This window comes from Methanosarcina sp. UBA5, from assembly GCF_002505485.1.
GTDB lineage: Archaea > Halobacteriota > Methanosarcinia > Methanosarcinales > Methanosarcinaceae > Methanosarcina.
Genome location: NZ_DAVG01000073.1, coordinates 15621 through 38537, shown reverse-complemented (window position 1 = coordinate 38537; position 22917 = coordinate 15621). Strand labels below are relative to the sequence as shown.

Below are 22917 nucleotides of genomic sequence, written 5' to 3'. Positions count from 1 at the left end.
AATCTAACGATGGAAGCTCAGACTCTAAATCTAATGATGGAAGCTCAGGCTCTGGATCAGATAATGGAAATTCAAACACCAGGCCGGATGATGGAAGTTCAACTCCCAGCTTAGATGATGGGAATTCAGATACTAACCCGGATAATGGAAGTTTAACTCCCGGCTTAGACGATGGGAATTCAGACACTAACCCGGATAATAAAAGTTCAGCCCCCAGTTCGGATAGTGGAGATTCTGGCAAAGGAAATTCAGACGCAAGTAGCGGAGACTCAGGCACTAAAACCTCTGATACTGGACACTCAGATACTAAAACCTCTGATACTGCTGGAAGCTCAGCCACCAAAACCTCTGATACTGGAAGCTCAGACGCCAAAAACTCGAATACCGTAAGCTCAAATAGCGGGAATTCTGATACTTCTAATTCGAATAACACAAGTTCAGATACCAAAAGTCCAGATAAGGAAAGTTCGGATAACAAAAGTGCAGATAACGGGAGTTCCGATACCGAAAATGAGAATTCAAACTCTTCTAGCGGTTCAGGTATGAGTCTTGTTTCCAGCGAGCCAGCAACCAATATTGCTGCTAAGGAACTTTCAACCAGGAGTATCATAAGTGGTTATCCTGTCCAGTTCGATTTTACAAAAAATGCTACATGCATAGTACAGATTGAATTTGATCCGAAGAAGACATTCCGAAAAACAACAACAGTTGTAGAAGAACTTAAAAACAGATCCACCCTTGTCCCGACCTCTCCTGAAGGCACAATATATAAATATGTGAATATCTGGGTAGGAGAGAATGGAGCAGGACTTCCTACTTCCATTAAAAGTGGATTTGTAGAGTTCAAGGTTGAGAAGGCATGGATCAAAGATAATAATATCAGTGAGTCTCAGATAGTCCTTCAACGATATGATAGCAATTGGCAGCCCCTTTACACGGAAAAAATTGGAGAAGACAAAAATTACATTTACTTTAAATCGGAAACTCCTGGCTATTCCTTCTTCGCAATAACGGAATACACCGGGCAAAAAATAACGAAAATCAGTGGGGCAGAAAATATACAGGAAACCCTGAAAAATCTGGGAAGCGAAGGAAGAGCAGCTCTTTATGGAAACGCAGAAAAAGGAAACGGTAAAATAAAGAATCCGATGGGAGCAGCCAGGATATTTATGGCAATTTCCTTACCGCTTTTCATGCTTATTGTTGGATATTGTATATCTAAGAAAAAGATCTGAGAAAAATATACGTTAGATGAAGTACGTGAGATTTTCTTCTCACCTGCTTCTTATTATTTTTCCCATCGTTGAAATTAAGTGAATCTCACACAAGATTTAAAACACCAGATGCTTATCTAATTTTTATCGCGAGCATTCGGTCAAGCGCCTCTTTTGCCCTGATTCTCACATCGTATGGAACAGTGACTATATGCTGGACTTTTTCAAGAGAGACTAGGACTTTTTCAAGATTCACCATTTTCATACTCGGGCAGCAGGCAAATTCCGAAATGCAGTAGTATTTCTTTTCGGGAGCTGCCTTATGTAGCCCGTGGAGGAGTCCACATTCCGTACCTATGATAAACTCCTGTGCAGGAGAGTTTTTCGCATACATTATCATCCCTCGCGTGCTTGCTATATGGTCTGCAAGCTCCAGAACCTCGGGGCGGCACTCGGGATGTGCAATAAACTTAGCTTCAGGATGCTTTTCCTTCATTTTCAGGACATCCTCTCTCAGGATCTGATGGTGCGTTGGACAATGTCCTTCCCAGGGAATGATTTTTTTGTCAGTCCGACCTTCAACATAGGCAGCCAGGTTTTTATCAGGTACAAAAATAACCTCATCTGCTTCCAGGGAGTTTACCACTTCAACAGCATTGGCAGAAGTACAGCAGATATAAGACTCGGCCTTGATGGCAGCCGAGCTGTTAACATAGCAGACCACCAGGGCATTAGGATGCTTTTCTTTTTCTTTTTTAAGACCTTCAACATCCACCATGTCTGCCATAGGGCAGGTGGCATCGATGTCTGGCAGGAGGACGGTTTTATCAGGACAGAGAATTGCAGCGCTTTCTCCCATGAAATGGACGCCGCAAAAAACAATAACGTCAGCAGTTTGACGGACAGCCTCTTGGCTAAGGCCCAGAGAGTCTCCAACAAAATCTGCAATATCCTGAACTTCAGGACGGGAATAGTAATGAGCAAGAATAACTGCATTTCGTTTTATTTTGAGTTCTTTGATCCTTTCTATTAGCTCTGATTGCTGCATGGGACCACCATAAGTTTTTGAAATAAAGTCCGGAAATAGGGATCCGGACCTTAAATTGAAGATCAAGCTTAAAATAACCAGTTTAAATATAAGAAATTTTAACAGGCGAGTAAACGTAAAAAGGAATGCAGTGACGGAAATTCCATCCCGCGCACTCTTTTTGCACGCATGCCATTTGCTCCTGAGAACTTACGTCTTAACTCTTCCGCACTATATAATATTTGTGAATAATATTTGTGAATACTATTTTTGTGAGCTCCCTTAGTCGCCGCCCGAGTCCCATAACTCTTTTTTAAAAATGCTTGCCTGCAAACTTTTTTTTGAAAAAGTTTGATCAAAAACCTTTTGAGAAAAGGTTTTATCGAAAACCCTATCAACGTTCGAGTTTGAGAGCCTTATCCCCAAACCCTATCGGCGTGATCAACCGGCGCAACGGTTGCGGGTCAACGGTTGCTGTAAAAAAAAGATGAGACGGTATGTTAATTTCACGCCTTTCTTCGCCACTTCAGGTTCCGATCTGAACCGGGCTCAGGATCTTTTTCAGGGTGGAAATTGCAGAAAGGGCTGCAAGGTAACTGGTTTTCGGGTTTTCCGGGGAGGGAAGGTTTTCAACTCTTGTGGAAAGTTTTCCAAATTTACCTTCTACAGTTATCTCATGTACGTTTCTGGAAAGGGCAGGGTCAGCGATTACTCTTACTTTTGTCCGCTCAAAGCCTATGCCTGCCAGGCTTATTGTGGCTGCAACGTTCACATTTGCTGGGAAGGCTTTGACTGCTTCTGAGGCAGGCCCTTCAAAAAGTAGTGTTTCTTTTTCGATCGTTTCAAGCTTAATTCCCAGAGCTTCAACATGGGGAGCCCCTGCAAGGCCCATAGGCGGTTTTCTGGTAGTAAGGGTAACTGATGAGATTTCTGCTGCTGAGGCGGAGTTAATTCCATCGATGCCAGCAACTGCGCCTGAAGGGAAATAGAGCTTGCAGTTATTCTGCTTTGCAAGTCCGAAGAGCTTTTCCCTGAGTTCTCCATCCGCAAGAGCGCCTACACTTAGAACCATCACATCGCGCCCTGCTTCAAGAGCCTGCGGTACTATTAACCTGACAGCTTTTTGAGAGGCACATTCTACAACAAGGTCTACATTTCGCAGTAGTTCCTCAATCGTCATCGAGGCAGGACTGTACCTTTTCAGGGAGGCTGTCAGTTCCAGGACTTTTCTCTCAGAAGAGTCGCAGAGAGCGTACAACTCCGCATTAATAACTCCTTTATCAATAGCCCTGCAAATCTGTCCACCAATAAATCCGCAACCAATAACTCCTATCTTCAGCATTTCAGGCTCCTGTAAATAGTCAATAAATCTTGATCTTTAGATTTTAGTACCCGGCTTTAAAAGCTTGAGGACCGGGGTACTGTATTCCTTTCCCTCTCTTAAAGCCTTCTGTTGAGATTATTTTCTTAATGGAAGGAAACCAGAAAACGTCCGCACCTCTTATAAATCCGGGAAACATAAAATAGCAGGGTAAAAATCATGTTTATCAAAGAAGTTGAAAGCTTTATAGACGAAGATTTGGGATACGATGACGTTTCGTGCACTATTGTGCCTGACAGACTTGCAGAAGCTATCATTTTCACAAAAGAAGACTGTACTGTTGCCGGGATTAAAGAAGCCGGATCAATTTTTCGCTATCTTGAAATTCAGGCTGAAACCACTCTTAAAGATGGGGATCGCCTCAAAGAAGGAGAGATCATTTTCAGGCTAAAGGGAGGAGCAGTATCCATTCTCAGGGCAGAGAGGCTGGCTCTGAATTTCCTCGGGCACCTTAGCGGGATTGCCACTCTTACCCGAGCCTGCGTGGATACGGTAAGGAAGTATTCCGAGACTACAAGGGTGGCATGCACCAGAAAAACCACTCCGGGTATAAGGAAATTTGAAAAACTGGCTGTAACTGCAGGTGGAGGAGATACTCACAGGTTTAATCTGTCGGACTCGGTTATGATTAAAGATAACCACGTCAAATTGATGGGAATAGAAGCTGCAATACATGCCGCAAAAAAAACCAGCTTCACCAGAAAGATAGAAGTCGAGGTCGAGTCTGCAGAACACGCAGTGCTTGCTGCAGAACTGGGTACCGATATTATAATGCTGGATAATATGCAGCCCGAAGCCATCCAAGAAACCCTGAGAATGCTTAAAAGAAAAGGGCTCAGAGACTCGGTTATTGTTGAAGCATCCGGAGGAATTTCCCAGGAGAACCTTGAAGGTTATGCAAAAACTGGAGTAGATATCATATCAATGGGTTCTCTTATCCATAAATCAAGATGGATAGATATGAGCCTTGAAATCATAAACTCATAAAACAATATTTATCATATTTTTATTAAGTTTTATCTTATTTTTTACCCAAATTTTTTGTATCATTTTATATTATTGTTATCTTAACTTCTATCTTTGTCTTATATTTAGCTCATATTCTACCTGATCGGTTTTCACTAAGTTAACTTTTTAAAGGTATCAATCTACCAAAAAACAGCCGCTATCATAGGTTCTCGTTTTCATTAGTTTAAAGCAAACTGGCTAAGGTTACACCGCAAGTTTATTTTTATTTGACTTTAAAAGTCACAATAACTCTTCATTTTTGAAAAGTTCTTGAGATCTTGATAATAAATATGACAATTTAGTTAACTATATGTAATACTTTTACTTTTTGATATTGGAAGGAAGTAATATGAAATTAATATATAGTAACAAATTATCTAAAATTCTTTTAATAGGTGTACTCATTTTTGCCTTGGTAGTAACTTCAGGGTGCGCTGACAAATCCACGTCTGATAAGAATCAGGAAGTATCGGCTCCAACAGAAGTTTCAGGAGTTACAGACGCCGAGAAGGCAGCAGGATCTGAAGAGCTTACAATCACGGATGGATTTGGCAGGGAAGTAACCATACCTGAAAATGTGGAAAGGGTTGTTTGCTCAGGAGCCGGGTGCCTGCGCTACCTCGTGTACTTGCAGGCTCAGGACTACGTAGTGGGGGTTGACAGCATGGAGAAAAAAGAAAATAAAAACGAGGGGCGACCTTATGTATATGCGAATCCACAGCTCAAAAACTATCCCCTTATTGGAGAAGCCAGGGGTAAAGATGACCCGGAGAAAATCATTGAGGTTAACCCTCAGGTTATCCTGAAAACCAGTATGATTGGACAGTCAGCGGCACCTACTGCCACTGAAGCCGATACTCTTCAGAGCAAAACCGGTATTCCTGTGATCTCATTGCCTTATGGATCTTTGAATAATGAGACACAGAAAGCCGAAATGTACCGCTCTCTTGGGATAATGGGTAAGGTGGTAGGCAAACAGGAAAGGGCAGAGGAGATAATCAATTATATCAACGCTACAATGCAAGACCTGGAAACCAGGACTGCAGACATTCCGGAATCCGAAAGAAAAACTGTCTACATTGGCGGGGTTGGTTTGTCTGGAGTTCATGGAATTATCTCTACAGAACCTGCTTACGCCCCATTTCTATGGGTGAATGCAAAGAATGTTGCAGCCGGAATGGGCACAGAGCATGTGGATATTGCTAAAGAGGCACTTGTAGACTGGGACCCCGAGTATATATTTATCGATATCGGCACCCTCCAGCTTGGTAACGAAGGTGCAATTGGCGAGCTCAAGAATGATACGTCCCTCGCAGGGCTCTCGGCTGTAAAGAATAAAAAGGTCTATGGAGTAATCCCCTACAACTTCTATAGCACCAACTATGAATCCGTACTTGCAAACGCTTATTTTATTGGAAAAGTGCTCTATCCGGACAGGTTTAAAGATATCGATCCTGAAGCAAAAGCTGACGAGATATACACTTTCTTCGTTGGTAAACCTGTATTCTCAGACCTGAACGGGCAGTACAGTAATATGGGCTTTAAACAAATTTCGCAATAAGATGGAGGGTATAAACAGATGCATTTCGCCAAAGGAGCAGTTCCGGAAGATTATCTTGTATATATACGCAGAAAATACTTCTGGATAATGGGGGGGATTCTGTTCCTCTTCATTATGCTTATTTACTCAATCTCGGTAGGGGCGGTCGAAGTTCCTCCGTACAAGGTTATGCAGACACTGTCAGGTCAAGAACCCGTTACTCAATTGGACAAAAATATATGGAACATTATCTGGAACATCCGCCTCCCTCAAGCCCTGGCTGCAATAGTCGCAGGAGCCGGACTCTCGGTTGCAGGGGTTGCTATGCAGTCTATCCTGCGTAATCCTATTGCATCTCCTTTCACGCTTGGAATTTCAAACGCTGGCGCTTTCGGAGCTGCGGTGTCTGTTGTGGTTCTCGGTACCGGAAAAGTACAGTCCACAGTCGCAGATGCCGTAATAATTAACAACCCTTACCTGACAACAATAGTAGCCTTTTTCTTTTGCCTTCTTGCTACCGGAATTATCCTGGTAATATCGAGTATACGGGGGGCTTCACCTGAGGTAATGGTACTTGCAGGAGTTGCGCTTTCTTCCCTCTTTACCGCAGGCACGGCATTCCTTCAGTACTTTGCTGACGATACACAGCTTGCAGCAGTTGTTTTCTGGACTTTTGGCGATGTAGGAAGAGTGAACTGGCCGGAACTTGAGATAATGACAGGCGTTGTACTGCTTGCAGTTATATTCTTCATTGCCAATTGCTGGAACTACAATGCCATAGATGCAGGCGATGAGACCGCAAAGGGTCTCGGTGTCAATGTGGAAAGGACAAGGTTAGTAGGCATGGTAATCGCAGCCCTGGTCTCTGCAGTGATTGTTGCGTTTCTTGGGGTTATAGGGTTTGTAGGGCTGGTCTGTCCTCATATGGTCAGAAGGGTAATAGGGGACGACCAGCGATATCTAATACCCGGTTCTACCTTGTTTGGAGGAATCTTGCTTCTGGCATCCGATACTGCAGCAAGGCTTATAATCTCGCCATATGTGCTTCCCGTATCTATCCTTACTGCTTTCATGGGAGCACCTGTTTTCATATACTTACTTCTTAAGGGGTACAAACGATGATTCTTTCAGTAGAGGAACTTGAATTTTTGTATCGCAATCGTAAAATTCTCCATGAAATAGCCTTTTTCATCGAGGAAGGAGAAATTGTAGCAATCCTTGGGCCAAATGGGGTTGGCAAGACTACACTTCTAAAATGTCTTAACAAAATTCTCCGCCCCAAAAGAGGAGCAGTTCATCTTGATGGAAATAATCTTTTTGACCTTGGGACAATGGAAATTGCACGTCTTATCGGGTATGTTCCCCAGCGAGTGGAAACCGGAAGATTGACCGCTTTTGATGCAGTCCTGCTTGGAAGGCGGCCCCATATCAAATGGGATGTTACCGAAAAAGATCTTCAAATAGTAGATTCGGTCTTCAAGTTACTTTCCATGGAAAAGCTCCGCCTGGCATATATAGATGAAATGAGCGGAGGCGAACTCCAGAAGGTCGCAATCGCACGTTCACTCGTACAGGAACCAAAAATCCTTCTCCTTGATGAACCTACAAGCAGCCTTGATATGAAAAATCAGGTTGAGATTCTGGCCATTATCAGGCAGATTGTCCTTGAGCACAGGATTGCAGCTGTAATGACAATGCACGACCTTAACCAGGCCCTCAGGTACGCAGATCGGTTTATCTTCCTGAAGGGAGGGAGAGTTCACGCGCAAGGAGGCGCCGAGGTAATTACACCTAAGGTAATCGAGGAGGTATATGGCCTGCCTGTAATTATCGGGGAGATTGCAGGTATGAGGTGTGTAGTTCCTGGAAGTCCTGAAGTGGCACTCGCACATAACCTGTAAAAACCTGGGTCGAGTTTGGGATCTCTTCAATAGCGATAATCGTCGGTAGAGAGGAGGATAAGGAGGTAAGAAGTGTCAGGTAAAGAGGAAAATAAGGAAATTAAAAAGTGTCAGGTAGAAAGGAAAACAAGAGAAAGGGAGTAAGTAACAATTTCAAAAGCAATCAGTGAAGAAAAGCGTAATAGAAAATAGTAAGAGCAGACTTTAAAATAACGGCCCGGTTTGCCAGAAAGGCAAAACCGACCAGAAAAATTTCCAGGTTTCACCTGGTAATCATCATTTCTGCAGTTTCAGGTTTGTAGAACCAATCTCTCGGAAGTACCTTTTCCTGCTGGTAGTACTTAACAAGCCTTCTAATCTTGGATTCAGTCAGGTTAAGTGCACGCTTGTTGTGGACATCTTTCTTGTTAACAGAAAGGTGCTTTCTGAGCCCCAGGGCCTTCACAATCAGGTTGGTAAGGTCTTCCGGAACGTTAGGAAGAACATTGTTTTCCTTAAGAATGGTTGTGATCTTCTTGCCTGTGATGAGCTTGGCATCAGGAACCCCATAACGGTCCCTTAAAGTCATTCCTATTTCGGAAGTAGAGACACCCTGTTTCCAAAGGTCAAGAGTGATTGAAGTAACTTCTTCTGCGCTGATCTTGCACCACTCAGGCGGCTCGGTTCTGATGGGTCTGGTGGAAGCGGACTTGCCTTTTCTTTTGGTATGCATTTTTGCCATAATAATTCTCCTGAATCAATTGATCGATGCCCTGAAGATAGCTCTTCGGGCTGAAGTTATATCTTTACCGACTATAACGGACCAACACATCGATCGGGAGATTTTAATCCGCCACAGCAAATTGCTGCGTAACTTTTCAGGAAATTCCTGTAAAAGCATGAGTTTTTCGGTAAAAACATCATTAGAGAACGCACCATACCATATATAATTTGTGTTGGTGCTGAAATTTAGATTTTACTCAAATAAAAATAGTGACCTCAAGGATTATCTCCCTGAGATCTATTTTTCATTAAATCCATCCAAAAAGCTTCTCGAAGAATCCAGCTTCTTTTACTTCTACCGGAGCGTCAAGAACATCGGAATAATTAATATCGCCTTCTGGAGTTTCATATTTTAACACAGTATCAATTCCATATACTTTGGGTACAGCTTCGCTATCTGCCTTAATTTTGATCTTTGCAACAGCCGTACTGCCAGGTTCTATAGTAGATAGGAATGCCATACTATCAGTTGTGCTTAGAGGATCAGCTGGGTTAATAATTGCTTTAACGTTTCTTGCTTCTTCCTCACCAACGTTTTTAATTGTTATATCGATCATGTTTTCCCCACCTGGAGAAAGACTGCCTGTAGTATTTACGATCTCAAAATCAGCCTGATTTTTCACTTTAATCTTTAATGTCTGATTCTGGTCCATAACTCCATACCAGCGACTCACGTCATAGGTCTGAGCAGTGGCATTCGAATTCATTATTTGCACATTTTTTTGATAATCATAAGAGAGGTTCAAGTAGAGATTATATTCCCCTGCTTTTGCCTTTTTATCAATTTTTATATCAAATTTTACCGGTGTCAGTGAATTTTCTCCACTTTTTATAGAACCTATCTGCTGGCTGACTGATTTAATTTCAATTGGGCTTCCAGGATCTGTTGAAAGAGAAGCTACTACATTTGAAGCATCAACTACACCACTCTCCAGTTTCATTTCGGTCTGGGAAGCATACATTTCATCGGAATCATGAGGAGTTTTGTCGTTTTTGAATCCTAATAACTTGCCTCTATTCATTAGATTAATATTCAAAGTAGCCGTTTGATCCTTATCAAACTCATTACTTCCAATAATATTAGCATTAAGATCAGGGCTACCATATACATTATAATAATTTTTTCCAAGATCAAAACTTTGGGGGATATTATAATTATCCGGAGTATTAGAAGCGCCTACTGCGCATGATATTATAGCAATCAATAAAAAAGGGATTAAAGAGAGTGTTATCACTTTTTTCATTTATGCTTCCCTCCTGAAAAGATGGACACCTAAAGTGAAAGTAACAATTGCAAAGAGAGTAAGTATTATCAAATCATTAGATACGGCGTGCAAACCCTGGCCCTTGATCATAATAGTACGCATAGCATCAATTGCATAAGTCAGAGGCAAGCAATAAGCTATATAACGCATCCAATCAGGAACCGAGCTCAAGGGAAAAAATACGCCTGTAACAAACATTGATGGCATAGTAATTAGCATGTTTAATTGAAAGAAAGATTCCATATCTTCTACTCTTGAAGACATGACTATTCCCATCCCTACGCCACCAAGAGTGAAAATAACAAGCACAAGAGAGATCAGAAGCCAGCTACCGTTCATATGGAATCCCACAAGAAGAAATGCTGCAAGTATAAGAACAACAGCTCTAGCTAGTTGCAAAATTAGCTGGTAGATCGTTTTCCCTAAAATTACAGATCTCTTACTGATAGGTGTCATCAGCATACGAATAAGGGTACCATCTTCTTTTTCTCCGGCAATTGCAGAACCCGTGGTTGCTACAGAACCCATAAACACTGTAAGGGCTATAACACCTGGCGTGAGAAAATCTAGATATTCAAGGTTACCGTAAATATTGGGAATGTTTAAGATAACTGATCCTGTTTTTGACAGCAATTGTCTAATAAAGTTTGATATTGTTTGGCTTGTGGTAGTGTCTGAAGAATCAGTAAGAAGCGTCAAACTCGTACTTTCATTTTTGGCTATGCTATCGCTATAATTATGCGGAATAAGCAGAACACCTTTATACAATCCATCATTGATTTTACTCTCAGCCTCTGATTGTGACATATCCTTTGTATAAGTCACCGAAAACATTGGATTTCCATCGTATTTGGGAGTATAGCTGCCAATCTCCTGAATAAGGGAACTTGAGGCTCTGCCTGTGTCATCATTGACTATGAGAATTGGAGAATTTTTGACAGTCCCCCCCATCCCGTAGCCAAAAAAGACTATCATGATTATAGGGAATAAAAACAAAGGAATTACAAGCCACTTTTTTCTAAAAAGTACTTTGAATTCTTTTTTCGCTACTATTAATGAATCCATTAGCTCAGTTTTTATTGTCATTTAATCACGTACCTGTTCTCCTGTAAAATGTACAAACACTTCCTCAAGATTTGTACTCCCGGTTGTTTCTTTTAAACGTTCGGGATCATCAAGAGCTACCATTTTGCCTGAATCCATTACAGCAACCCTGTCACAGAGATTATCCGCCTCCTCCATGTAATGAGTTGTAAAAACTAACGTTCTTCCCTCTTCATTGAATTTTCTACCAAGTTTCCAGATAACGTTTCTAGTCTGGGGATCAAGACCTGTTGAAGGTTCGTCCCAGAATAAAATCTGAGGATCGTGTAATATTGCAGCGATTACTGATAAGCGCTGTTTCATGCCGCCAGAAAAACCTCCCGTATAGCGGTCAGCACTAGCTTCAAGTCCTACGAGCTTCAGATAGTAATCGATTTTATCTTCCAGAACCTTTTTTGGCACATTATAAAGATTACCCATAAATTCTAGGTTCTCTCTAGCTGTAAGGAGCGGGTAAAGGCTGAGCTTCTGCGGAACTATGCCTATGAGTGGTCTTATTTTGTCGTCTTGTTTTTGAACATCAAAGCCTGCAACTGTTATACTGCCACTAGTAGGTTTTAATAAAGTGGTCAGCATGGAAAACGTAGTAGATTTGCCAGCTCCATTTGGTCCTATCATGCCAAAAATTTCTCCATTAAATACATCGAAGCTGACATCGTTTACTGCAGTTATTGTTCTCCCTCTTGAATGAAAAACTTTAACAAGGTTTTTGACCTCAATAATTGGTTCCATTTACTCACCTGTTTTTCAGATCTTCAACCTTCAAGATACCTTTAGTAAATATGTCAATAAACCGTTCAATTTCCTCATCATTATCACCCAAAAAACTGTCACCAAATACTTCTCTGAGTAAAGATGTGTAGACAAAATAACTGACAAAAGTTATTGCTGCCGATCTAGAATTTACAGTGCGCATTTTTCCATTTTTAATTTGTAGCTCAAAATATTCGCTCAAAGGCTTGATATTCATTTGAAGAAAAGATGATAGAGCACCAGCGACTTCGGGTCTCCGTCTCCCTTCTTCAAACAGCATGAACATAAACATCCTGCGTTTGCTATCCTTCTTTTTATCTCTCATAGCTTTTGCAATATTTTTACCCAAAATACGAAGCTCGGTCTCAAGATCTAGATCTGTTTCTTTTTGGAATGATTTGAATAAGTCATCCAGAGATGAAAAAACAGATCGGTTATTGATTAACACTTCTCTCAGCAGGTTTTCTTTTGACTTGAATTTTCTGAACAAAGTAACCTCGGCAACATTTGCCTCTTCCGCAATCCTTCGAGTAGTTGCACCCGTATATCCTTCGCTGGCGAATATCCTCAAAGCTGCATCTAAGATTCTTTGTTCTGTATCTTCCATGCAAGTAAGTAATTACTTACTTACTTTTAAAGGTGCTGCTATGCATGCTAAATCAAAAATCTGCTGAAAGTAAAAGTCAAAATATGAATAAATTGGATGCTCAAATATGAGCCATTTTAAAGAATTCCTTTTTTAAAGATTTAAATGAATTTAGAATTTCTTTTATAATGAAATTTGGATAAACTAAGATTTTAATATTTTATTTGTTAACTATCACAGTTTTTACATTCACAAATTCCTTAATCCCATAATAAGAAAGCTCCCTCCCTATTCCTGACTTTTTGACCCCGCCAAAAGGCATCCTTGGGTCAGACCTGACCATTCCGTTAATTGCTATAAATCCTGCCCTGATCTTTTTTGCTAGCCTCTCAGCCCTTTCAAGGTCTCTGGACCACACTTCAGCTCCAAGTCCGAACTCTGTGGAGTTTGCGATTTTTACGGCTTCTTCTTCATCCTTTACTGTGATTAACGGAGCAATAGGTCCGAAAACTTCCACGTTACAGGCTTCCATATCGAGGCTGGCTGCAGGGATAAGGGTCGGCCTGAAGAAAAAGCCCTTTTCACACACTTTTCCACAAGCAAGAAGCTCTGCCCCTTTCTTTTTTGCATCTTCTAGGATCCTTTCTAGATTTTCAACAAACTCCTGCTTTGCAACCGGCCCGATATCGGTTTCCTCATCCATTGGATTCCCGATTTTCAGTTTATTTACTTCGAGTTCAAATGCTTTTGTAAAATCAGCAATAATATTTTCTAAGACAATAAATCGCTTGGCAGCAATACAACCTTGACCGGTGTTGAGAAAACGGGATTTTGCTGCAGCCTGGGCAGCCTTCTCGATATCGGCATCTTCAAGCACTATAAAAGGGTCCGAGCCACCCAGTTCCAGTACAAAAGGCTTGATAGCTTTTCCGGCAAGTTCCCCAATTTCAGAGCCTGCATTTACACTGCCAGTAAGCGAAACTCCGTCCACCATTTCTTCTTTAATAATTTCCATGGCAACTCGGGAGTCAATTAAGAGGGTCTTAAAAACATAATCCGGAACTCCGGCCTCCAAGAAGACTTTTTCAACCTCCAGAGCTGATCTCGGCACATTTGAAGCATGTTTGAGCACACAGACGTTTCCTGCACAGATTGCAGGTATTGCAAATTTGAACACCTGCCAGAAAGGAAAGTTCCAGGGCATGATCCCGAGAATCACTCCAAAAGGCTCAAAAGTCACATAGCTTTTGTCAGCTCCTGTATCCACAAACTCATCTTCTAGAAACTTAGCCGCATTATTAACGTAATAATCACAAATGAAGGCGCACTTCTGAACCTCTGCTCTCGACTGTTTAATGGGTTTTCCCATTTCCTTTGTAATAATTTCGGCGTAGATGTCGGTATTCTTTCGAAGCACTTCTGCAATCTTTACAAGATACTTTGTCCTTTCCTCAACAGGCAGAGAGCTCCACGTTAAGAAAGTGTTTCTGGAATTTTTAATACATGCTTCACAATCCTCAAAAGAAAAAGAATCGTATGTCCAGTTTATTTCTTCAGTATACGGATTAACTGATTTGAACTTCATGATCTCATCTCGGACATATTTCATTTATTTTATAACATAGGGTTTAATTGATTCGATGCTCATGACCTCACCCCAGGAAGAGTCATTTAATAATAGTAGAGTTCTTTCTATAAAAATTTATATTGAGTACTTGAGCAGAAAAATGAATACCCAAAATTTTTACGTTCCATAAGTGTTATATTCAGTATCTTATGGGCAACCATGAAAAAACGTACGTCTTCCCTATTTGGAAAGAATTTGTTGTACTATGACTCTCAGTAACATTACTCCACGACATAGAAATTAGATTGAAAAAGTATAAAAAACATAATAGGACTTGCACACAAGAGGTACAGAACCAAGCACAATAAACTGTTAAGTCTAAAGGCATACTCTTTTTAAGTCTAAAAGCATATTCTAGGTAGCTGAAAGTTTAATGTTATTGAGTTATATTTCAATCGCATAAGTTCTAAATAAAAAATCAGGCTCTGTAGAAATCCTCTGTTCAATCACTGAAATCTGATTTTGTACCTTAGTTACAGGTATTTAGAAATTCCTAAATCACAAGATTTCTACAAAAGCCGAGAATATACCTATGTCATTTCCTTATACGTAATGAGGATAATTAGCTGACCACTTTGCAGAATCAATTACAACTGGATATCCTGCATTTACCCATTCTATGAGACCACCTTGACCTTGAATGTTACCTTGAATGTTATATACTCTCTTGTAACCTGCATCTGCTATCATTTGGCTTGCGATGCCACCCCGTTTCCCGGTATAGCAATAAACAACTATTTTTGTATTTTTGTCTTTTGGCAATTCTTTCATCCGATTAGGAAGTAGCTGATCGTCGGGCAAATTAACAGGATCATGTGCCGGCACATTTTTTAATGGTATTAGTGTCGCGCCTTCAATATGAGAATAGCTATACTCTGCCGGAGTACGAACGTCCAGAAGGAACACGTCCTCTTCTTCGAGTATGTTCTTAGCTTGACAAGCCGTAACATTCTCATAACCTGAGGCAGTACAACCAATCTTAGGTGCTGCTCCTGCAATGCCCGGAGCAATTATGAGAAGTGCAATAAGAATTGCAGCAAAACCTGACAAATATTGTTTATTCAATCCTACTCCTCCATTAATACAATTTTTGTACTCTCTTTAAATTCTATGAAATATTATAGGTCCTTAAAAATATTTTGAAACAATACGTTGTATAACGTTTTATTTCTTAAAATACCACCAAATTTAGCTCTCCTTTAAATATACGCTTTATTTTTGTATACAATTCGAGTTTATTTTTTTAAAAAATTGTAAAATCCATTCAGCGGGACGAGTAACAGCCACAGGTGAACGTTTTTGAAACCCTCTTCCACTAAATAAACGAATGTTATGAATGAAAATTACTGCCATAGATATTAAACGGTTTTGGTTTACGATCCAGCGAGTAAGACCTTGTACAATATGAGGCGCTGCCTCTTAAAAAACCAGCTTTGTAGGAATTCTAAACCTTAACGTTTTATAGGCTTCAAAAAGAATCTAATTTCAGTTGATACTGAGAAAAGATGATTATGCAATTTAAAAGACGTTTAAATATGAAAAACAAGGTTCCAGTTTTTGCAAAAAATATCCTCAAAACCAGGAAAGTAATGAATTGTCCTTTCCTTTTTCATCCTCTGCCATCAAATTATCAACCTTTCCTTCCTTAGACATATAATAAGATTCTGCAATTAATTTTTTCAGAGCCGGTGTTTCTTCAGTGAGGTTCATTGTACCCATGATTCCATAATAAGCTATGAAATAGTCTTCTCTATCTTTAAGGAAAGGTCTCTTGTACACTAAAAAATATCCCGACGTTTCAAGGCTCTCATATCCCGTTGCATTAAACAAGTGAGGACCAGAAGTTGGACCCCAGGAATTATTAGCTTTGTCTCTCTTAATTTTCTCTTGAAGCTCTGTACTAATATTTAACTTCTGCTGGAAAACATTACCATTTGCATTTAGATATTGATAAAGGGTATCTTCCCCTTTTAAAAATTTAGATTCATCGTCAAAATACCAGACAATCATAAATTTTCCTTCAGAGTAATTTCGTGACTTACAGTAAGGGGAAATCTGCGGAAAAAATGAAGTGCAGCTCTGTACATTTCCTTGCCAGGCTCCAGGTATGTACCATTTAGGCATCGCCTCTGGAGGGGGCAGCCCTGGTCCAATTGAAAGAATATCGAGAATAAACCATGTTCCAACAATAGCAATTATTATAAAGACTAAAAAGGCTATCTTCTTATTCACTTTCTTGTAGAACATTTGCCTGCCCCAATTCAATGAAATATAAAGGTGATTAAAGTCTAATCTAGATAATCATCATAAAAACTTGTCTATTTAATATAAAGAATTCACTTCTGTAATATGTACAGGAAAGAGAATCAAAGATTATTTCCGAGTAAAAATCAAAATAGAAAATATCTCGATAAAATGGAAAAATCAAACAGCGGGCGGCCACTCTACCCTAAAGAGGCTGTCCGATATTCAATTTCGAATTAAAAGGAATGAAGAGAAAAGCTTTTGATTTTAGCGATGTGAAACCTTCTCAATAATCTCTTCCAGCGTAAGAAGTTCCTGTTCTCCTGAAACCATGTCCCTCAGCGTAAGCTTCCCTGCTTCTAATTCTTTTTCTCCGACAATAACCACATAATCGGCGTTGATGGTATTTGCATAGGAGAGCTGGGCTTTGAAATTGCGTTCCATAAGGTCTACGTGGACTGGCACGTATTTTCTCAATTCATTTGCAAAGCCTATCGCTTTCAGATGAAGATCGGGTTTCGAGATCAGCATAATGGTTTTAGGAGCAGGCGGGGTAAGGGGGCAGATTTCCATAATCCTGTCAAAGCCTATCCCGAAGCCGGTTGAAGGCACGTCTCCTCCTCCAAAAAGCTGGATAAGCTGATAAGAGCCTCCTCCGCAGACCTGTTTCTGGGCGCCGAGGCCTTCGGCATAGACTTCAAAAACCATGCCTGTGTAATAGTCAAGCCCGCGGGCAATCCCGAAGTCAAGGGAGTAATCGACTCCGTATGCGTCGAGAAGCTTGAGGGTTTTTTCAAAGCTTACAAGCTCAGGGATATTTCCAACGATTTTTATTACATCAGGGAGGATATGCTTTCCTTCCAGTTTGATCAGGTGGAAAAGGTCGGACTTGAGCTGCTCTTCGGCTCCTATTTCCTCAAGCAGGGCTTCGAGACCTGCATATTCTTTTTTGTCCACAAGCCGCATGACTTTGCTCACGATTTCGGGTTCAAGCCCGCTCAAGAGCGTACGTATGACTGCGAGGTTTCCGAGCTTCATATCGCCCTTCACCCCAACGGCTTTTAACATCGCACTGGCAAGGGCAATAACCTCGGCGTCAGAATCGGATTTTCCGCTTCCTATAAGTTCAACCCCAAACTGCCAAAACTCCCTGAAACGGCCTTTCTGGGGGCGCTCGTAGCGGAAACAGTTTTCAAAGTAGAATAATTTTAAAGGCTTTGGAAAGGGTTGGAGTTCATTTATATACAGGCGCATGACAGGAGCAGTAAGCTCAGGCCTGAGGGTCATTTCCCTTCCGCCTTTGTCCGTAAAGTTGTAGAGTTCCCCTATGATTCCTTCCCCTGACTTCAGGGTAAAAAGGTCCAGATGTTCAAACGTGGGAGTAATGATTTCACTGTAGCCCCATTTGCGGGCAACGTTTCGCATAACACTTTCCACGTATCTTCTCCGGGTAGTATCGGCGGGTAAAAAGTCCCGGGTCCCTCTTGGTCTATTAACTGTCATTTTTAAATGCACCTGGTAATCAAATTTAAAACAATTATTTTAAAGCATAACTTGGAGATTTTATTTTAAAATATAATTTAGAGCTTTTATTTTAAGGCATAATTTGGAGTTTTTTAGCACTTCTGGATTGTACTAGTTAAAAGCAAGCTATTTTACTTTTTCGATGCTATCTGAAACCAGCAAAAAATGGCGGCTTGAAAACTAATGAAATATATTTAGTCTGTAAAATAAAGTAGAATGGATTCCAGAAGCAGAAGTTTTCGCAATCAAACAATCGTAAAGCAAATAAAGGCAAGTTTACGTTGGATAATATAATAAGCAGATTAATATACATGATTCACACTAAATATTTGCGATTACCGTGTCAGAGCAAAGAAGTGTACCTTTAAGGAAGCATCTGCTTGACCTGAAGCCCTGCAGGCATGGAGGGTTAATTCAGGAAACATCTGAGACTTACGGGATTCCTGAAAGTGAAATTCTTGATTTCAGTGCAAACTTTAATCCTCTGGGAAACCCTTTTGAGCATCCGGAAAGCGGATTGAACTTTGATGATATTCTTGATACTGGTTTTAAGAAACTTACCGAATACCCTGACAACAGGTATCCTGAGTTTCGAGAGGCTGCTGCAAAGTTCGTAGGGCTTGGAGTAAGCTCACAGAATATAATTCCGGGCAACGGTTCAACAGAAATTATCAGGCTTGTAGTGGAATGCGTGGTTGAAAAAGGAGATACTGTCCTTCTGCCCTGGCCCACATTCGGAGAATACGAGATGCAGTGCCGGATTATGGGAGCAGAACCAGAGTACCCAAGCCAGGACGAAGTAGATACGCTTCCTGACGAGCTTCTGGAAAAAGCAAAAATTCTGTTTATCTGCAACCCCAATAACCCAACCGGGAAACTCCGCACCAGAGAAGAAATCAAAGCCCTTGCGGAACGCTGTACGCAGCACAAAACCCTTCTTTTCGTGGACGAAGCTTTTATCGAGCTCTCTGATCCTGCACAGAGCGTTGCAGACCTTGCAGCAAGCAATAATTACGTTTTTGTCATGCGTTCTCTTACAAAGGACTTTGCAATCCCGGGAATCAGGCTGGGATTCGGAATAGCTTCTCCTGAAGTGGCTGAAATCCTGGATACTGCGAGGCTTTCCTGGAACCTCGGAACCGTGGCAAATGCTGTAGGAACCGCCCTCCTTAATGTCGAAGGCGGGATTGAAAACCCGTACCTGAAAAAAGCAAGGGCTATGATCAGGGAAGAAGGAGAGATTTTTAAAGCCAAACTCGACAGGATCAGGGGTTTTAAAGCTGGGGAAGTGAATGTAAACTTTATCTTAGTCAATATTAACAAATTCATGCTCGATTCAACGGAATTAACTGCACGCCTGGCAGCACTCGGAGTCCTTATAAGGGACTGTTCTTCCCTCCACGGCCTTGGAAAGGATTACATAAGGCTTGCAGTCCGGACTGCCGAAGAAAACGACAGGTTGATTGTCGCAATCGGGGATGTAATTACCGAGTGGGGCAAAGAACAGGCAAAACAAGAGCTACAGAGTGTGATTGAAAAGGCCTCTCAAGAAGGCATCGGAGGCAGGAAAACCTGTGAATACTATCCCTGCCACTTTGAAGGTCAGAATTGTACCTTCTGCTTCTGTCCGTTCTATCCCTGTGAAGACGAGCGCACAGGAGGGAAATGGATCCAGAGTTCAAGAGGTGGAAAAGTCTGGAGCTGTGTTGACTGTCATCTGGTTCACAAGACGGAAACTGCGCAGAAAATCCTTGACTGCCTTATGCAGGAAGGAGATACAGACGAACTAGTGAAAGTAGCCTGGAAGAAAGTGATGGAGTCTATCCTATGATTGTGCCGGACAGTGGGCACCTTGCCCTGGTGCTTTTGCTTGCAGCCGCTATAGATATATTTTCCGGGGAGCCGCCTGCTGCCGTACACCCTGTCGTGTGGATAGGAAAATTAATCAATGTTTTTAAAAATGCGGCTCCTCAGACCCACAGAAAAATCTATGGAGTTGCAATGGCTCTCTGTTGTGTCTTTTTTGCAGCTTTGCTAGGTTACTCTGTGCTTTACATTACAGCCCTTCCGGAAATTCCCAGGGTGCTTGCCCTTCTCATAGAGGCGTATTTCCTGAAAGCCACCTTTGCTGTTAACTGCCTGCTCAGCCCCGCAAGGGAAATCTATGGACATCTCGAAGCAAACAGGCTTGAGAAAGTCCGGGAACTGCTCCCGATATACGTAAGCCGGAACACTTCAAAACTTACCAGGACCCAGATGTCTTCCGCAGTTATCGAATCCGTATCCGAAAACTACGTTGACGGCATCCTGAGCCCCATTTTTTATTATGCTCTTTTCGGGGAATTCGGGCTTGTGGCGGCATATGCGTTTAAAGCCATAAGTACTCTGGATTCTATGGTTGGGTACAAAACCGAACCCTACAGGGAACTTGGGTACTTCTCAGCGAAATCCGATGACGTGTTAAACTGGATCCCTGCTCGAATCTCCGTCATATTCATTCTTGCGGCAGCCTTTACAGTGTCGCTGCTCCCGAAAAAACAGGGAAAATTTTTCCCTCTAAACAGCATAAAGAGTGCCTTTGAAGACGGAATGAAAACCCCGTCCCCCAATTCCGGCTATCCTATGGCAGCTACTGCAGGAGCGCTAGGAGTCAAACTCGAAAAACCCGATACTTATATACTTGGGACCTCATATCCCCCGACCGAAGTAAAAGATATAAAAAGGGTATCCCAATTAATAGCAGTTGCTTCAGGCTTCTCGCTTGTTGCCTGTGCGGCAGTAATTCAGTTAGCAGGATTATACCTGCATCCGTGACCCTTCCTTTGCCTGCCATAGCCCTATTCCTGAGATAATTCAAATTCTATGCGGAAACAGGGTTCTGAGAAAAGCCAGTTTATAATGTTACTAATATTAAAAATTTTATATAGTTTATAGAACCATTTTAACAACCCCGAAGTGATCATATGAAGTTATCCGATATTGAGGAAAGAGACCTGAAAAAAGGGCAGCCTGAGAAATTAGAAGAAAAAGCTACAGTCGATATCCTCGATGTCCTTGCTGAAGAAGGCATCGGTGTTCAGGACCTTGCTGATACGGCTCTGGAAATGTATGTCCCCCATCCAGGGCTTGAGACCAGGGAGAAAGCCGACGCTTTATTTAAAAGGGAACTCAAGTACGCACTTTCGGATCCAAATCTCTGCCTTCTAATCTATTCCGGGGTTCTGCTGGAGCGAGAAGGCAGGGCAGGGACCCTTCCGAACCTGAGCAAAAGTTCCTATGAAAAGGACCTTACTTTTATAATTGCAGATGAGGTGCTTGGCACAAGTATTGCAACCTATATCAGCGGCTCCAAGGGCGCATTTGAGTTCGTCAGATTTGACAAACAGAAGCCTGGAATCCTTGCAAAGCTCGGGCCTTTTATGGATGACGTGATCGGGGGTCTTATAGGAGGCGTGTCTTCCAATATGTATTCAAGAGGTATGGCAGAATTTGTAGGAAAGGACTGATATAAGGAAAGGATTAAAAAACAGGCGGTACGCGATGAATTCATATTTGCTCGCTTTTAAATCGGGATTTGGCTTCCTGTCCACGATTCCTGTGGGAATCAGCATGGAAGGAATCGACGAACTCATGAAGAAAATCTATTTCTATCCTGTTGTGGGAGCCGTACTCGGGCTTCTGATAGGGGCAATTGCATATATAGGGCAGGTAATATTTCCTGGGTCTGTGCTTGCAGCTCTTATCATGGGATTCATATATTATATTACAGGCTTTAACCACCTCGATGGAGTCACGGACATAGGGGACGGTTTTATGGCGCATGGGTCGCTTGAGAAAAAAATCAAGGCCCTGAAAGATACAACTATCGGGACAGGAGGAGTGTCCTTCTGCATTCTCTTATTACTAACTCTATACGGTTCGATAAGGGCAGTCCAGGAAGAAGGTCCCGTTGTTTTCGGTTCTAACCTTCAGGTTTTAATGTTTGCATCAATGTTTATTGCAGAGGTCAGTGCAAAACAGTCCATGCTAACTATTGCTGCCTTTGGGAAGCCCATACCTCCGCAGGAAAAACAGGCTTACCCTGGCCTGGGAGCCATGACTATACGCGGAGCAACCAGAAAGAATTTTCTGATTGGATTCATATTCGGGGCCATCGTTTGCTTTCTGCCTTTCGGGTGGATAGGACTGTTGCCTTATCTTGGAGCCTGCATCTCAGCTCTGGTGATTCTCAACCGAAGCTATGCCCATTTCGGTGGTTTAAATGGCGATGGAATCGGTACTGCTAACGAAATTGGTCGAGTGACTGCGCTCATTATTCTCGCAGTTCTCCTGAAATTTTCATTGAACGGATATATGGGAGGTTTAAAATGGACGCTATTGTAATGGCAGGGGGGTTCGGACAGAGACTTGGAATGGGGGAAAAGCCATGTGTTGAATTGCTTGGAAAACCACTTATAGCCTACGTGATAGATACCCTCAGGGCCTCAAAGAACATAAATAGGGTTTTTGTAGCGGTCTCACCTGTTACCCCCAGGACCGAAATTATGATTCAGGAACGCTACAAAGGAGAAGTCCGTGTAATCAGGACTTTTGGCGGAAACTATGTAGGGGATATGATCCATGCGGTTGAAACCGCAGAAACGGTTGGGCCTGTAATGATTATTATGTCAGACCTTCCCCTGATAAACCCTGAGCTTATAGATTCGATAATAGAGAAATATAAGGAAGAAGGAAAGCCGGCGCTTTCGGTATATGTCCCTATCAATGTCTGCAAAGGAGCCGGAATCAGGCCGGACACGGTCTTTAACAAGGATGGGAAGCTGATAGTACCGGCAGGAATTAATATTTTGGATAGTTCTCAAATCCGAAAAGAACAGGAAGACTTTAATCTGATACTTGATAATCCCAAACTAGCAATAAATGTAAATACCGTTAAGGATTTGCAGCACTGCAAGGATCTGCTGCAGAGCCAATACTAAAA

General features: G+C 41.7%; 22 protein-coding genes. 11 read left to right on the top strand and 11 right to left on the bottom strand.

Annotated elements, in window-relative coordinates; all coding sequences use genetic code 11:
• Positions 1-1235 (top strand): PGF-pre-PGF domain-containing protein (locus BP621_RS07200; RefSeq protein WP_292388799.1); only part of this gene is annotated, 1235 nt, incomplete at its 5' end.
• Between the two features lie 112 nt (positions 1236-1347).
• Here the strand turns inward: BP621_RS07200 and nadA are convergent.
• Positions 1348-2262 carry a quinolinate synthase NadA gene (gene nadA / locus BP621_RS07195; RefSeq protein ID WP_292388798.1) on the bottom strand — a complete coding sequence of 305 codons (915 nt, stop codon included), beginning with the start codon at positions 2260-2262 and terminating at the stop codon, positions 1348-1350.
• 320 nt (positions 2263-2582) lie between these two features.
• Between nadA and BP621_RS07190 the strand changes: the two genes are divergently transcribed.
• Positions 2583-2732, top strand: a complete 150-nt coding sequence (locus BP621_RS07190; protein ID WP_292388796.1) for a hypothetical protein — start codon at positions 2583-2585, stop codon at positions 2730-2732.
• 35 nt (positions 2733-2767) lie between these two features.
• Here BP621_RS07190 and BP621_RS07185 read toward each other — a convergent pair whose 3' ends face one another.
• Complete coding sequence (locus BP621_RS07185) at positions 2768-3583, bottom strand: aspartate dehydrogenase (RefSeq protein ID WP_292388795.1); 816 nt, start codon at positions 3581-3583, stop codon at positions 2768-2770.
• 198 nt (positions 3584-3781) lie between these two features.
• Here BP621_RS07185 and nadC point away from each other — a divergent pair, with 198 nt between their 5' ends.
• From nadC to BP621_RS07165, 4 genes are all read left to right on the top strand, one after another.
• Positions 3782-4609 carry a carboxylating nicotinate-nucleotide diphosphorylase gene (gene nadC / locus BP621_RS07180; RefSeq protein ID WP_292388794.1) on the top strand — a complete coding sequence of 276 codons (828 nt, stop codon included), beginning with the start codon at positions 3782-3784 and terminating at the stop codon, positions 4607-4609.
• 370 nt (positions 4610-4979) lie between these two features.
• A complete protein-coding gene (locus tag BP621_RS07175; RefSeq protein ID WP_292388793.1) occupies positions 4980-6191 on the top strand; it encodes an iron ABC transporter substrate-binding protein in 1212 nt (403 codons plus the stop codon).
• An 18-nt stretch (positions 6192-6209) separates the two neighbouring features.
• Positions 6210-7292: a FecCD family ABC transporter permease gene (locus tag BP621_RS07170; RefSeq protein WP_292388790.1), complete on the top strand. Its 1083-nt coding sequence runs from the start codon at positions 6210-6212 to the stop codon at positions 7290-7292.
• A complete protein-coding gene (locus BP621_RS07165; RefSeq protein WP_292388788.1) occupies positions 7289-8071 on the top strand; it encodes an ABC transporter ATP-binding protein in 783 nt (260 codons plus the stop codon). Before BP621_RS07170 ends, BP621_RS07165 begins: the two co-directional genes overlap by 4 nt.
• Positions 8072-8333: 262 nt before the next feature.
• Here the strand turns inward: BP621_RS07165 and BP621_RS07160 are convergent, their stop codons facing one another.
• The 9 genes from BP621_RS07160 to hisS all read right to left on the bottom strand — a co-directional run bounded on the left by BP621_RS07160 (position 8334) and on the right by hisS (position 17915).
• The gene (locus BP621_RS07160; protein ID WP_292388786.1) at positions 8334-8792 is read right to left on the bottom strand and encodes a 30S ribosomal protein S15; all 459 of its coding nucleotides are present in this window, start codon (positions 8790-8792) and stop codon (positions 8334-8336) included.
• Between the two features lie 289 nt (positions 8793-9081).
• Positions 9082-10077: a COG1361 S-layer family protein gene (locus tag BP621_RS07155; RefSeq protein ID WP_292388785.1), complete on the bottom strand. Its 996-nt coding sequence runs from the start codon at positions 10075-10077 to the stop codon at positions 9082-9084.
• A complete protein-coding gene (locus BP621_RS07150) occupies positions 10078-11163 on the bottom strand; it encodes an ABC transporter permease (protein ID WP_292388802.1) in 1086 nt (361 codons plus the stop codon).
• 21 nt (positions 11164-11184) lie between these two features.
• The gene (locus BP621_RS07145; protein WP_292388783.1) at positions 11185-11934 is read right to left on the bottom strand and encodes an ABC transporter ATP-binding protein; all 750 of its coding nucleotides are present in this window, start codon (positions 11932-11934) and stop codon (positions 11185-11187) included.
• Positions 11935-11938: 4 nt separating this feature from the next.
• On the bottom strand, positions 11939-12562 hold the full coding sequence (locus tag BP621_RS07140) for a TetR/AcrR family transcriptional regulator (protein ID WP_292388782.1): 624 nt from the start codon (positions 12560-12562) through the stop codon (positions 11939-11941).
• Between the two features lie 199 nt (positions 12563-12761).
• The gene (locus tag BP621_RS07135) at positions 12762-14126 is read right to left on the bottom strand and encodes an NAD-dependent succinate-semialdehyde dehydrogenase (protein ID WP_292388781.1); all 1365 of its coding nucleotides are present in this window, start codon (positions 14124-14126) and stop codon (positions 12762-12764) included.
• 585 nt (positions 14127-14711) lie between these two features.
• Entirely contained in the window at positions 14712-15218 is a 507-nt protein-coding gene (locus tag BP621_RS07130) for a rhodanese-like domain-containing protein (RefSeq protein WP_292388780.1), read from the bottom strand.
• Between the two features lie 522 nt (positions 15219-15740).
• Positions 15741-16415, bottom strand: coding sequence for a hypothetical protein (locus BP621_RS07125; protein ID WP_292388779.1), 675 nt, complete (start codon positions 16413-16415; stop codon positions 15741-15743).
• A gap of 264 nt (positions 16416-16679) precedes the next feature.
• Positions 16680-17915 carry a histidine--tRNA ligase gene (hisS, locus tag BP621_RS07120; RefSeq protein ID WP_292388778.1) on the bottom strand — a complete coding sequence of 412 codons (1236 nt, stop codon included), beginning with the start codon at positions 17913-17915 and terminating at the stop codon, positions 16680-16682.
• Between the two features lie 361 nt (positions 17916-18276).
• Between hisS and cobD the strand changes: the two genes are divergently transcribed.
• The 5 genes from cobD (at position 18277) to BP621_RS07095 (ending at position 22915) form a co-directional block, all read left to right on the top strand.
• Positions 18277-19767 carry a threonine-phosphate decarboxylase CobD gene (gene cobD / locus BP621_RS07115; protein WP_292388777.1) on the top strand — a complete coding sequence of 497 codons (1491 nt, stop codon included), beginning with the start codon at positions 18277-18279 and terminating at the stop codon, positions 19765-19767.
• Positions 19764-20750 (top strand): cobalamin biosynthesis protein, encoded by a 987-nt coding sequence (locus tag BP621_RS07110; protein ID WP_292388775.1) that lies wholly within the window; start codon positions 19764-19766, stop codon positions 20748-20750. The genes cobD and BP621_RS07110 overlap by 4 nt, the downstream gene beginning before the upstream one ends.
• Before the next feature lie 149 nt (positions 20751-20899).
• Positions 20900-21442 carry an alpha-ribazole phosphatase CobZ gene (gene cobZ, locus BP621_RS07105; RefSeq protein WP_292388774.1) on the top strand — a complete coding sequence of 181 codons (543 nt, stop codon included), beginning with the start codon at positions 20900-20902 and terminating at the stop codon, positions 21440-21442.
• A gap of 34 nt (positions 21443-21476) precedes the next feature.
• Positions 21477-22319, top strand: a complete 843-nt coding sequence (gene cobS / locus BP621_RS07100; protein WP_292388772.1) for an adenosylcobinamide-GDP ribazoletransferase — start codon at positions 21477-21479, stop codon at positions 22317-22319.
• On the top strand, positions 22304-22915 hold the full coding sequence (locus BP621_RS07095; RefSeq protein WP_292388771.1) for an NTP transferase domain-containing protein: 612 nt from the start codon (positions 22304-22306) through the stop codon (positions 22913-22915). Before cobS ends, BP621_RS07095 begins: the two co-directional genes overlap by 16 nt.
• The last annotated feature ends 2 nt before the right edge of the window (positions 22916-22917 follow it).